Annotated in this window: 12 protein-coding genes; 5 read left to right on the top strand and 7 right to left on the bottom strand. The window is 64.1% G+C overall.

The features are described 5' to 3' along the window. Positions 1 to 8: 8 nt before the first annotated feature. The 3 genes from panC to Q0319_RS18960 all read right to left on the bottom strand — a co-directional run bounded on the left by panC (position 9) and on the right by Q0319_RS18960 (position 2,011). Positions 9 to 851: a pantoate--beta-alanine ligase gene (gene panC, locus Q0319_RS18970; protein ID WP_299455193.1), complete on the bottom strand. Its 843-nt coding sequence runs from the start codon at positions 849 to 851 to the stop codon at positions 9 to 11. 75 nt (positions 852 to 926) lie between these two features. After that, the gene (locus Q0319_RS18965; protein ID WP_299455190.1) at positions 927 to 1,808 is read right to left on the bottom strand and encodes a ScpA family protein; all 882 of its coding nucleotides are present in this window, start codon (positions 1,806 to 1,808) and stop codon (positions 927 to 929) included. 11 nt (positions 1,809 to 1,819) lie between these two features. Then, positions 1,820 to 2,011: a DUF3460 family protein gene (locus Q0319_RS18960; RefSeq protein ID WP_296471303.1), complete on the bottom strand. Its 192-nt coding sequence runs from the start codon at positions 2,009 to 2,011 to the stop codon at positions 1,820 to 1,822. 268 nt (positions 2,012 to 2,279) lie between these two features. Between Q0319_RS18960 and Q0319_RS18955 the strand changes: the two genes are divergently transcribed. After that, positions 2,280 to 2,531: a DUF6356 family protein gene (locus Q0319_RS18955; RefSeq protein ID WP_296469566.1), complete on the top strand. Its 252-nt coding sequence runs from the start codon at positions 2,280 to 2,282 to the stop codon at positions 2,529 to 2,531. A gap of 58 nt (positions 2,532 to 2,589) precedes the next feature. Here Q0319_RS18955 and metG read toward each other — a convergent pair whose 3' ends face one another. Continuing rightward, positions 2,590 to 4,653, bottom strand: coding sequence for a methionine--tRNA ligase (gene metG / locus Q0319_RS18950; RefSeq protein ID WP_296469564.1), 2,064 nt, complete (start codon positions 4,651 to 4,653; stop codon positions 2,590 to 2,592). Positions 4,654 to 4,835: 182 nt separating this feature from the next. On the opposite strand from metG, the gene Q0319_RS18945 reads away from it, so the two are divergent. Continuing rightward, positions 4,836 to 5,168 (top strand): thioredoxin family protein, encoded by a 333-nt coding sequence (locus tag Q0319_RS18945; RefSeq protein ID WP_296469562.1) that lies wholly within the window; start codon positions 4,836 to 4,838, stop codon positions 5,166 to 5,168. Positions 5,169 to 5,237: 69 nt separating this feature from the next. On the opposite strand, the gene Q0319_RS18940 is transcribed toward Q0319_RS18945, so the two are convergent. Next, on the bottom strand, positions 5,238 to 6,146 hold the full coding sequence (locus Q0319_RS18940) for a LysR family transcriptional regulator (protein WP_299455183.1): 909 nt from the start codon (positions 6,144 to 6,146) through the stop codon (positions 5,238 to 5,240). Between the two features lie 60 nt (positions 6,147 to 6,206). Here Q0319_RS18940 and Q0319_RS18935 point away from each other — a divergent pair, with 60 nt between their 5' ends. The 3 genes from Q0319_RS18935 to Q0319_RS18925 all read left to right on the top strand — a co-directional run bounded on the left by Q0319_RS18935 (position 6,207) and on the right by Q0319_RS18925 (position 9,571). After that, a complete protein-coding gene (locus tag Q0319_RS18935) occupies positions 6,207 to 7,289 on the top strand; it encodes a 4-oxalomesaconate tautomerase (protein ID WP_299455180.1) in 1,083 nt (360 codons plus the stop codon). 99 nt (positions 7,290 to 7,388) lie between these two features. Beyond that, a complete protein-coding gene (locus Q0319_RS18930) occupies positions 7,389 to 8,369 on the top strand; it encodes a tripartite tricarboxylate transporter substrate binding protein (protein WP_296469558.1) in 981 nt (326 codons plus the stop codon). Positions 8,370 to 8,539: 170 nt separating this feature from the next. Then, a complete protein-coding gene (locus Q0319_RS18925) occupies positions 8,540 to 9,571 on the top strand; it encodes an esterase (protein WP_299455176.1) in 1,032 nt (343 codons plus the stop codon). Between the two features lie 119 nt (positions 9,572 to 9,690). On the opposite strand, the gene Q0319_RS18920 is transcribed toward Q0319_RS18925, so the two are convergent. Both Q0319_RS18920 and Q0319_RS18915 read right to left on the bottom strand, forming a co-directional pair. Next, positions 9,691 to 9,999, bottom strand: a complete 309-nt coding sequence (locus tag Q0319_RS18920; RefSeq protein WP_296465455.1) for a hypothetical protein — start codon at positions 9,997 to 9,999, stop codon at positions 9,691 to 9,693. 204 nt (positions 10,000 to 10,203) lie between these two features. Further along, positions 10,204 to 11,517 carry a hemolysin family protein gene (locus Q0319_RS18915; RefSeq protein WP_296465450.1) on the bottom strand — a complete coding sequence of 438 codons (1,314 nt, stop codon included), beginning with the start codon at positions 11,515 to 11,517 and terminating at the stop codon, positions 10,204 to 10,206. Positions 11,518 to 11,851: the final 334 nt, after the last annotated feature.

Genomic DNA, 11,851 nt, shown 5'->3' with positions numbered 1-11,851 from the left:
GTTCGGTCCTACAGTTCCAGGTTGTCGATGAGGCGGGTCGTGCCGAGCTTGGCTGCGGCGAGCGCCACCAAGGGTTCCTCGCGTTCCATTTCTTCCTGCGTGGGCGGCAGCAGATCGCGTTGCCGGCGCACCGCAACATAGTCTACCTTCCAGCCGCGCTCGGTCAGCGTCGCGATGGCCTCGCGCTCGAGCAGCGCCGTGTCACGCACGCCTTCGTGCAGCCGGGCCTGCAGCCGCCGCAGCGTAGCGTAGAGCATGGGCGCCTCCGCGCGCTCCTGGGGCGTGAGATAGCCGTTGCGCGAGGACAGCGCCAGTCCGTCCTCGGCACGCACGGTTTCCTGCGGCACGATCTCTACCGGCAACTGGAACTGACGGCACATGGCCCGCACGACCATCAGCTGCTGGTAGTCTTTCTTGCCGAAGACCGCGACGCGCGGCTGGACGCAGGACAGCAGCTTGAGCACGACGGTCGAGACGCCAGTGAAAAAGCCCGGCCGGAATTCCCCTTCCAGGATGCCGCCGAGGTCGGCCGGCGGCTGCACCCGGAAGTTTTGCGGTTCGGGATACATCTCTTTTTCGTCCGGCGCGAACAGCACGTAGACGTTGCGGTCCCGCTCCAATTTCTCGATGTCCGCCGGCAGCGTGCGGGGATAGCGGTCGAAGTCCTCGTTGGGACCGAACTGCAGCCGGTTGACGAAGATGCTGGCGACGACCGGATCGCCGTGCTGGCGCGCGGTTTTCATCAAGGCCAGGTGCCCTTCGTGCAGATTGCCCATGGTAGGCACGAAGGCGACTCGCAATTGGCCTCGCAATTGATCGCGCAGTTCTTCGATAGTGTGGACGACCTTCATGGTGTTGGATGCGGTTGGAGAGCCGCCTGGCCCGGAGCATGCCCGCTCGGCGAGCGGGCCGCCGGTGCCGGCGCCTCAGTGAGTGTGAACGGAAGTGAATGCCAGGCGGACGTAGATCGGTGCGTAGGGCTCCGCCTGGGTGATCTCGACCAATGATTCGCGGGCAAGCTCCAGCATCGCGATGAAATGCACGACGATGACCGGTACGCCCGCGCCGTCTTGTATGCGCTCCATGAATAATTCGGTGAACTCCATGTAGCGCACGTTTTGCAGCCGACGCAGGATATGGCTCATGTGATCGCGCACGGAGAGCTCTTCGCGCGAAATGTGATGGTGCGCATTGAGCTTGGCCCGTTTGACGATCTCTGCCCAAGCCTGCCGCAGCTCCTCGGGGTTCACGTCGGGCAGGCGGCGTTGCGTGGCCTGTTCCAGCAGGACCTGGGCGCGGAAGAAGTCCCGGCCGAGTTGCGGGAGTTTATCCAACTGCTGCGCGGCGAGCTTCATCTGCTCGTATTCGAGGAGCCGCCTCACCAGCTCGGCGCGCGGGTCTTCGACTTCCTCTTCGGTGTCGGCCTTGCGCACGGGCAGCAGCATGCGCGACTTGATTTCGATCAGCATCGCCGCCATGAGCAGGTACTCGGCCGCCAGTTCCAGGTTGCGCTGGCGGATCTGCTCCACGTAGGACAGGTATTGGCGGGTGACTTCCGCCATCGGGATGTCCAGTACGTTGAAGTTCTGCTTGCGGATCAGGTAGAGCAGCAGGTCTAGCGGGCCTTCGAAGGTCTCGAGGAAGATCTCGAGCGCGTCCGGCGGAATGTATAGGTCCTGCGGCAGGGCGAACAGCGGCTCGCCATATAGCCGAGCGATGGCCACGCCGTCGACGACGTCGGGCGTGCTGTCGACGGCGGGTTCAGCCAATGCGGTCAACCCGTCGTTGGGAGGCGGGGAGGAGCCCATTTCCCGAGCGCTTAGTGGTCCGTTTGGTAGACATAGGGTTTTTGCGGCACCGTCGCGGCCTTGAAGCCTTCGACGAGTTCCGGATCGATGGACTTGTCCCAAAGGCGAGCGCGGCCTTTCTTTTGCTCGGCTTCGAGATGCGGGCGCTCCTGTTTGAGGTTGCGCAGGAATTGGGTGATGTCGGATTCGTAGCTCTTGGCCATGACTAACCTTCGTTTCTGCATGCGGCGCCGGCGATCGGCATCCGGCGGGCTTGCGTTGCAGTCGGGAGTTTACTGCACGCTGGGGGTGGGGGCCGGTGGCCCGGGCGGCCAGGCTGGGGTGGGCCGGGTTGGGAAAAAATATTCTTTAAGCTGGCCAAGAAAGAGGAAAAATTTCCCCTTTTTTGGCTTGAGGGGCGCAATTTTGCAGAAATTTTGACAGGCTGCCTTGATAGAGTAAATGCAGTCCTCAACTCCGCGATTCCGTCCCATGCGTAATTGGTCATTTACCTCCCATCCGGCATCCGTGGGCGAGACCTATCTCGAGCACCTTGCCTCGGCGTGGAGCTTTGCCTGGCGCATGTTGACTGCGGCCATGGCTTGCTTCCTCCACGGAATCTTTCCCTTCCTGTTCGTCAGCACCGGTTCTTCCGCCATCCGGGAATTGCACGACCGCATGGTGGTGAACCGGGCCAAGCGCAAGCCGGGCGTTGCCCAGCCCGCCGAAGCCGGCCAGCGCTGAGCCCGCCGGCACCGGGCATGCCGCGCGCCTGGACGCCGGCAGGCGCGCGGGGAAGGTTTCAGCGTACGCGCATGCCAGGCTGGGCACCGCTCGTCGGTTCGAGCACGTAGATTCCGGGGTGTGCTTTTTCGTCGGCGTGGCTGGCGGCCAGCACCATGCCTTCGGAGACGCCGAACTTCATCTTGCGCGGGGCAAGGTTGGCAACCATCACCGTCAGTTTGCCGATGAGGTCTTCGGGCTTGTAGGCCGATTTGATGCCCGAAAACACATTCCGGGTGCGCCCCTCGCCTACGTCCAGCGTTAGGCGCAGCAGCTTGTCCGAGCCCTCGACGTGCTGGCAGTCCACGATCTTGGCGATGCGCAGGTCTACCTTGGCAAAGTCGTCGATGGTGATGGTGGGCGCGATGGCCTCGCCGCCCGGCGTGGGCGCAGCCGGGGCCGGCGCGGCGGGCGGCTCGAACAGCGCATCCAGCAGCTTGGGATCGACCCGTTGGGCCAGGTGCTTGTACGGTGCGATGCGCTCGGGCGCGACCGCGACGTCGCTCCATTGGAAATCGCGGCCCAGCCCGAATAGCTCGCGCGCCACCCGGCGGGTGAGGGCAGGCAGCACCGGGGCCAGCATCACCGAAAGCGCCTTGAACCCGGCCAAGGCGCGCGAGCAGGTTTCGTGCAGCGCACGCTTGTTGCCAGCATCGTCGAGTTGCTTGGCCAGCACCCAGGGTTGGGCCGCATCGAAGGCTTGGTTGATGCGATCCGCCGCGGCCATGACTTCGCGAATGGCCTTGCCGTATTCGCGCGCTTCGAAAGCCGTGCGGACCGACTCCGCGGCGGCTGCCAGCTCCGCTTCGAGCTCGCCGGGCAGCTTGCCTTCGAAGCAGAGCTGCCCGTCGAAATGCTTGATGATGAAATTCGAGGCGCGGCTGGCGATGTTGACGTACTTGCCGACGAGATCGCTGTTGACGCGGGCGACGAAATCCTCGGGGTTGAAGTCCAGGTCTTCGACGTGGGCATTGAGCTTGGCCGCAATGTAATAGCGCAGCCATTCCGGGTTCATGCCCAGCTCGAGGTAACGCAGCGGCGAAATGCCGGTGCCGCGGCTCTTGGACATCTTCTCGCCGCTGACCGTGATGAACCCGTGCACGTGCAGGCCGTCGGGCGTCTTGCGCTGCGCAAAGTGCAGCATCGCGGGCCAGAACAGGGCGTGGAAATACACGATGTCCTTGCCGATGAAGTGGTACTGCTCGGTATCGGATTGCGGATCGAGCAGGGCGTCGAAATCCATGCCGGCTTTCTTGCAATACGCCTTGAGCGAAGCCAGGTAGCCCACGGGGGCGTCGAGCCAGACATAGAAGTATTTGCCTGGCGCATCAGGGATCTCGATGCCGAAATACGGTGCGTCGCGGGAGATGTCCCAGTCTGCCAGCTTGCCCGCTTCGCCGAGCCATTCCCGCGTCTTGGCGTAAACCTCCGGCTGCAGGCGCGGTGCGCCGTTTCGGTTGACGCTTGCCGTCCACTCTTGCAGGAAGGCATAGCAGCGCGGATCGGACAGCTTGAAGAAGAAGTGTTCGGAGCTCTTCAGGACGGGCGTGGCGCCGGTGAGCGTGGAGTAAGGGTTGCGCAGGTCGGTGGGCGCGTAGACGGCGCCGCAGACTTCGCAGGAATCGCCGTATTGGTCTTTGGCGCCGCACTTGGGGCATTCGCCCTTGATGTAGCGGTCGGCCAGGAACATGCCTTTGACCGGATCGTAGAACTGTTCGATGGTGCGCGTTTCGATCAGGCCCGCTTCGCGCAGCTTGAGGTAGATTTGGCGCGACAGCTCGGTGTTTTCGTCCGAATCGGTCGAGTGCCAATGGTCGAAGGCAATGTGGAAGCCCTCGAGGTATTTGGGGCGTTCGGCGGCGATGCGCGCGACCAGTTCGCGCGGGGTGATGCCCTCTGCCTCGGCCTTGAGCATGATGGGCGCGCCATGGGCGTCGTCGGCGCACACGAAGTGGACCGTATGGCCTTGCATGCGCATGTTGCGGACCCAGATGTCGGCCTGGATGTATTCCATGATGTGGCCGATGTGGAAGGATCCGTTGGCGTAGGGCAGGGCGGTGGTGACGAAGAGGGTGCGCGACATGGACGGAGGTTGGGGAAATCTGTGTGTCAAAGGGGGATTTTAGCTGGTGGAGGGGCCTGGGGCCTTGCTTCCCCGATCGGCGGCAAAACTTTCCGGGGGAGTGTGCGCGGGAATGAGGATTGCGCACGCCACTCTAAGGATTGCGCACGCCACTCTATATACTGGCCGCATAGGAGGCCCGCATGTCTATGAACACTGTCTACGCGACCTACGAGCCTGCGCGAGCTGAAATCGATGCGCTGGAGGAGCCCACGGTATTGGAGTTCGGGGCGCCGTGGTGCGGGTATTGCCAGGCGGCGCAGCCGCTGCTGGAGGCTGCATTCGAGGGGCATGCGAAGGTCAGGCACGTGAAGGTGGAGGACGGCAAGGGGCGGGCGCTGGGGCGGTCGTTCGGCGTCAAGCTGTGGCCGACGCTGATTTTCCTCGACCGAGGCCGGGAAGTCGCGCGGCTCGTGCGGCCCACCGACGTGGACGCCATACGGGAAGCGCTGGCCTTGATCGACCGGGCGGGCTAGCGGGGCGCGCCTGCCCGCACGCGGCGGGAAAGTCGGTAAGCGCTAACTGCCCTTAATCGCCCAGGGGTGTTAGCTCTTGGCCGCGCGCCCGGCGTTCCTGAGCATGGCGTAGAGGACGTTGGCTGCCGGCGACAGCGTCCGGCCGTGCTTGGAGATGAGGCCGAGGGTGCGGCTCACGCGGGGCTTGCCCAAGGGGATGCCTACCAGCGTGGGGTGTGTCGTGAGCGGCAGGGCCAGCTGGGGCACCGCGGCGATGCCCAGCCCGGCCTCGACCATGCCCAGCAGCGTGAGGACGTGGCTCACCTCGATCGCGTTTTGCGAGTGTTTGCCGCTCTTGGCCAGGGCGGCTTCGATGAGCAGCCGGTTGCCGCTGCCTTTGTCCACGGTCATGAGGCGTTCGCCGGATAGGTCTTCCCACGTGACTGATTTGCGCTGCGCCAGGGGGTGGTCCCGGCGCGCCGCCAGGACGAAGCTTTCCTTGAAGATGGCCTTGAATTCGACCTCGGTTTCCTGGGTGCCGATGAAATTCACGCCGAAGTCTGCGCGGCCGGAAATGACGGCGTTCAGTACGGTATTGGCGCCTTCGTCGATGACGCGGACCCGGATGCGGGGGTGCTTGGCGGTGAACTCGCGCAGCACCGAGGGCAGGAAGTAGTACGCGACCGAGGGCACGCAGGCGACCGTGACCAGGCCGCTCAGCTGGGCCGAGAGGTCGCTGACGCCGAGCATGGCCCCTTCGAGCTCGTCCAGCGCCGCGCGGGAGCGCTCGAGGAAGACGCGCCCGACATTGGTGAGGGAGACGTGGCGGGTGGTGCGGTCGAGCAGGCGCACCCCCAGGATCGCCTCCAGTTTTTCGATGCGGCGGCTGAGGGCGGGCTGGGACAAATGCAAGTCTTCCGCCGCCGCGCGAAAGCTCGAGCGCTCTGCAACGGCGACGAAAGCCTGCAATTCTTGCAGGTCGAAATTGATGCGTGCCATGCATTAAATTATATAAAAGTTGCAATTTACTTTCGGTTTTGCACGCCTCATCATGTCAGCATGCAAAAAGCCATACCTTGTGTGCTCATGCGGGGCGGGACGTCCCGTGGGCCTTACTTCCGCGCCGAGTGGTTGCCGCAGGACGTATCCAAGCGCGACCGCGTGTTGTTGTCTGCAATGGGGTCGCCCCACGAATTGCAGGTCGACGGCCTTGGCGGCGGCAATAGCCTGACGAGCAAGGTGGCGATCGTGTCGCGCTCGACGCGGCCGGGGTGCGACGTGGATTACCTGTTCGCCCAGGTCGCCGTCGACACGGAGCTGGTCGATACCCGCCCCAATTGCGGCAACATGCTGTCGGGCGTGGGGCCGTTCGCCATCGACCAAGGCCTCGTGCAGGCAGCAGACGGTGAAACCCGGGTGCGTATCTACAACGTGAATACGCGCTCGACCATAGACGCCATCGTGCAGACGCCCGGCGGGCGCACGGAGTACGAGGGCGACGTGCGCATCGACGGCGTGTCCGGCACCGGTGCGCCAATCCGGTTGAATTTCCTCGATGCCTGGGGTTCGGTAACGGGCAATATGTTCCCGACGGGCCACCTGCAAGACGTCATCGACGGCGTGTCGGTCACGTGCATCGACGCCGCCATGCCGATGATGATCGTGCGCGCCGCGTCGCTCGGCGTCTCCGGCCGCGAAACACCGGCGCAGCTGGACGCCAATGCCGAGCTGCTCGAGCGATTGGAGTCGCTGCGGCGCGAGGCGGGATTGCGGATGGGGCTGGGCGACGTGGCCGACAGCGTCATTCCCAAGCCCGTGCTGGTCAGCGAGGGCGAGGACGGCAATACGGTAACGTCGCGGTATTTCACGCCGCACAAGTGCCACCGCTCCCACGCGGTAACCGGCGCGATCGGCGTGGCCACGGCGTTCGTCACGCCGGGCACGGTGGCGTTCGACCTGGGGGCGACGTCGCGCTCGCCAGGCATGCATCGCATAGGCGTGGCGCATCCGGCCGGCCGCATCGACGTCGACGTGGAATTGCGCGAGGGGACATCCTCGCTCGAAGTCCGCGGCGCAAGCCTGATCCGCACCGCCAGGAAAATTATGGAAGGGCAGTTGTACGTGCCCGCCCATTTGTTTTGATGTCGTTTTAGTAACGCGGTCGTCCGTGCATTCGCCCCTGGCGGGTGTCGGGCGGCGCCCAGCTTCGGCAAGTCCGAAGACCGATACGGAGACTCTCTCATGCAAGCCTCGATCCGAGTTCCGGCGCTGGCCGCCGGCTTGACTGCATTCGCGCTCGCCGCCGGTGCAGCCAACGTTCAGGCCGCTTGGCCCGAACAGCCCATCACCATCGTCGTGCCTACCGCCCCGGGCGGCGGCAACGACGCCTTCGCGCGCGTCATCGCGCAGAAGATGGGCGAGCACCTCAAGCAAACCATCATCGTCGTCAACAAGGCAGGCGCCCAGGGCGCGATCGCCAGCGAGTTCGTCGCCCGCGCGCCGGGCGACGGCTACACGCTGCTCTTCGGCTACATCGCCACCCATGGCATCAACCCGGCGCTGCAGAAGCTGCGCTATGACCCGGTGAAGGATTTCAAGCCCATCGGCATGCTGGCGAGCTCGCCCACGCTGCTGGTCGTGTCCTCGACCGCCGGCGTCAATTCGGTCCAGGAGCTGATCGCCAAGGCCAAGAAAGATCCGCAAAGCCTCAGCTACGCTTCGGCCGGCGTCGGGACCGCTCCCCACGTCACGGCGGAGCTGTTCAAGATGGTGACCGGCATCAACATGCTGCACGTGCCGTACAAGGGTTCGGCCCCGGCCATGACCGATACGTTGGCCGGTACCACCCAGGTCATGTTCCCCAGCTTGTTCAGCGCGTATCCGCACCTGTCCACTGGCCGCATCAAGGCCTTGGCGCTCGCGGGCGATCGTCGCTCTGAAGTGCTGAAGGACGTGCCCACCCTGGAAGAGCTGGGTATCAAGGGCGTGAGCGTGCCGCAATGGTACGCGCTGTTCGCGCCGGCCAGCACGGACCAGGCCATCGTGAACCGCCTGAACGAGGTGCTGAATGCTTCGCTGCGTGATCCGGAAGTGATCGCCAAGTTCAAGGAGCAGGGTGCCGATCCGCAGAGCAGTACGCCGGAGCAACTGGGCGAGTTCGTCAAGTCCGAAGTCGCCCGCTGGAGGAAGGTTGTCGAGACGGCGAAGATCACCGCCGACTGATCCAGCAATCATGACGGGGCGGCCGAGGCCGTCCCCGGACGCTTTGTCGCTCCCCGCCCAGGGGAGCGTGCATGGAGGAGTGCCCGGCGACAGCCGGGTTTTTTTCAAGCAGCGTCTGGAACGTTGCCGCGCGGTTCACCGGCCCAGGCGCAGCGCAACGGAGGCGAGAGATGAAGAAATGGACGGTGGCGGCCGCTTTGGCCGCTTCGGCATGGGTGGGGTCGTTGTCGGCAGAGCCCATCGTGTTGAGCGACATGGGGTCGTTTCACATCGGCGGCGAGAAGTTCGTGATCTCCGGCGAGCCCGTGCGCGAGGTGAGGTTCACGCCCACCGGCGTGCCGGCCAAGATCGACCCGAACGGCACGTATGTGGTGGGACAAATGTACGTGCAGTACTTCATCCCGGAAAACCGCAAGGGCGCGGTTCCGCTTCTGCTCTGGCACGGCGGCGGGCTGACTGGTGTCACGTACGAAACCACGCCGGACGGCCGCCCGGGTTGGCTCAACGATTTCTTGCGGCGCGGCTGGGCCGTGTACAACTCCGATGCGGTCGAACGCGGCCGCTCTGGGTGGCCGGCGACTTCGAAGCCCGCATGGCCCGGCGAGCCCGTGCTCGTGACTGCGGCCAATGCCTATGAGCGCTTTCGCATCGGCGGCGCCGGCTCTTGGAGCGATGATCCGGCGCAGCGCAAATTGCTTCCGGGCAATCAATTTCCTGCCGACCACATCTGGGAGTTCGCGCGCCAGTTCGTGCCTCGTTGGACCACGACGGACGAGCCCACGCTGAAGGCTTACCTACAGCTGGTGGACAAAGTGTGTCCGTGCGTCCTGCTGGTGCATAGCCAGGCAGGCAAGTTCGGCTTCCAGGCAGCGCAACAGCGACCGGACAAGATACGCGCCGTGGTGGCGGTAGAGCCGGCCGAAGTCGGAGACATGGACAAGGTCGCCGCGCTCAAGGGGGTTCCGTCGCTGATGGTTTACGGCGATTACATCGAGCAGGATTCGCGCTGGCCGACCATCCGCGCCAAGGGGGCGGCGTTCGCGGAAGCCGTCCGCAAGGCGGGTGGCTCCGTGGATGAAGTCGATTTGCCCAAGGTCGGCATCAAGGGCAATTCGCACATGGTGATGATGGACAAGAATAATCTCGAGGTGTCCGCGCTCATCAACGATTGGCTGGCCAAGCGGGGCCTCTACCGGCCTTGAGGTGCCGAACTTGCGCCGTGTTTGACTGACTTCGCCGTCGCGGTAGCGACGCGACGGCGATGATGGTGACGAGTCCGCCGGGTGTGCGCCAGGAGGTCGAGCGACCTGGCTGCGGCGAGTCAGGGAATGTCGCGCACTTCCACGTCGACGATGTCGCTGCGTTTCATGCGGCGGGCAAAGCCGCTGCGGGCGGGCTCGCCGGCAGCGCGGCTGCCGGCCGCTGCATCTGCGCCGAAGCCCCACTTGCTTTGCGAGCGCTGCCAAATGGTCTTGGCGACGAAGGGCTTGCCGCGCAGCTTGGCGACGAAATAAACGGTGGCCAGGGCTACCGCCGTGGAGGCGACGAGTATGGCGGCCATGATCATGCCGACCAGGGCGATGATTGCCACGAAGACGGTGCGGAGCAGCTTGGCGATGGTGTCGATCATAGGTCTAGCGTGCAGCCGGCGCGCGGCTCAGGGTGAGGCGGACAAACCTGTTGGTCGGCCGCTGGATCGTAAAGTTCCCGAGGCGTTCGGGGACGTGGGCAGCGAACCGGCACGGAGCCGGCGCGCGGAGCGGTCGGGCGCTGCCAGGCGCCGGCCTGCGTAGTATATGCAGGATGTGGGGCCTGCGAGGTCTTTTTCAATGCGTCAATACGCTTCGTTTTCGGATTCGGCCTGCGGGATGCGGGTCGCGATGACCTTATCGATGCGTTTGCCATCCATATCCACGATTTCGAAGTTCCATCCGCCCCAGTCGACCTGTTCGCCCGTCTGCGGAATGCGTCCCAGCAACAGCATCAACATGCCTGAGAGCGTGTGATAGGTGCCGGAATCGCCTTCCGGGAGGTTGGGCAGGTCGAGCATGTCTTCCAGCTCGTGGACGTCGAGCAGCCCATCGAGCAGCCAGGAGCCATCTTCGCGCTTTACCGCCGACGGTTCCTCAGGCGACGTGGAGGTGTGGAATTCGCCCACGATGGCTTCGAGCACGTCGCGCAGCGTGACGAGGCCCTGCACGTCGCCGTATTCGTCCACCACCAGCGCCGTTTGGGTATGAGAGTCGCGGAAGTTCTGGACCAGCTCGGTGCCGGTCAACGTTTCCGGCACGTATAGCACGGGCGTGAGGCGGGCGGTCAGGTCCAGCGGCTCGCCCGCCATGAGCTGGGCGAGCAGGTCTTTCGCGCGGACGAAGCCAATGACGTCGGAGAGGTCGTCGCGCACCACGGGGAAACGCGAGTAATGCGAGCTCTCGATCTTGGCCTTGGAGACCTCCAGGGGATCGTTGACGTCCAGGTATACGATGTCCGAGCGCGGAACCATTAGCGACGACAGCCGCCGTTCGTCCAGGCGGAAGACGTTGCGGACCATCTGTTGTTCAGCCTGCTCGAAGATGCCGGCCGTGGCGCCCTGGGCCATCAGCACCTGGATTTCTTCCTCGGTGACGAGCTGGTCTTTGGTTTCTTTCGCGCCGATCAGCTTGAGCACCGAGTCGGTGGCCATCGACAGCAGCCTCACGAAAGGCGTGGCGATCCACGACAGTACCCGCATCGGGGCGGCGATGAGGCCCGCGATGGCCTCGGCGTGCATCTGCCCGACGCGCTTGGGTACCAGTTCACCGATGATGATGGACAGGAAGGTGATGACGATGACGACCACCGTCAGCGCGATGCCGCTTGCCGCCTGCTCCAGCGCCGGAATGTAGCGGCGGATGAATTCGGCCAGCGGCTGCGCCAAGGCGCCCTCGCCGACGATACCGGTGAGGATGCCGATCGAGGTAATGCCTATTTGGACAGTGGAAAGGAATTGCGTCGGGTGTTCTGCGAGCTCCAGTGCGGCGCGGGCCCGGGTATCGCCCTCGTCCGCCCGCTGCTGGAGGCGGGATTTGCGTGCGGTGACGACCGCGATCTCGCTCATGGCGAACAGGCCATTGGCGAGGAACAAAATCAAAAGTAAGCCAATTTCCATATTTCCAGGCAGATTGGGCGGACGCCCGGCATTTTCCCGTTTTGCCTGGAAAACGCCAGCAACGCCCGGGAAACCGGTTTCATTTGACCGGTTTCCACCGCCTACTGTTTTATGAGGACCCCGTAGCATAGCCCACCGCGGGCATATTCCAAATGGGCAATCCTACTTAGGGCCATGCGCGGCGCCGGATACTGCTTGAAAACAATCGTTATTGGGCCGTTCCCAGCAGGCATGGGCGATCCGCTATGCTTGCGATTGATTCAACACGGCAGAAGCGTCATGAGTTTGTCAGTGGAGCGGGTCTGCAGGGCCCTGTGTGGCGAGACCGATTTCG

It is taken from the genome of uncultured Pigmentiphaga sp., from assembly GCF_937950555.1.
Taxonomy (GTDB): Bacteria; Pseudomonadota; Gammaproteobacteria; order Burkholderiales; family Burkholderiaceae_B; genus Pigmentiphaga.
The sequence above is the reverse complement of the archived record's forward strand: the minus strand, read 5'-3'. Positions and strand labels throughout refer to the sequence as shown.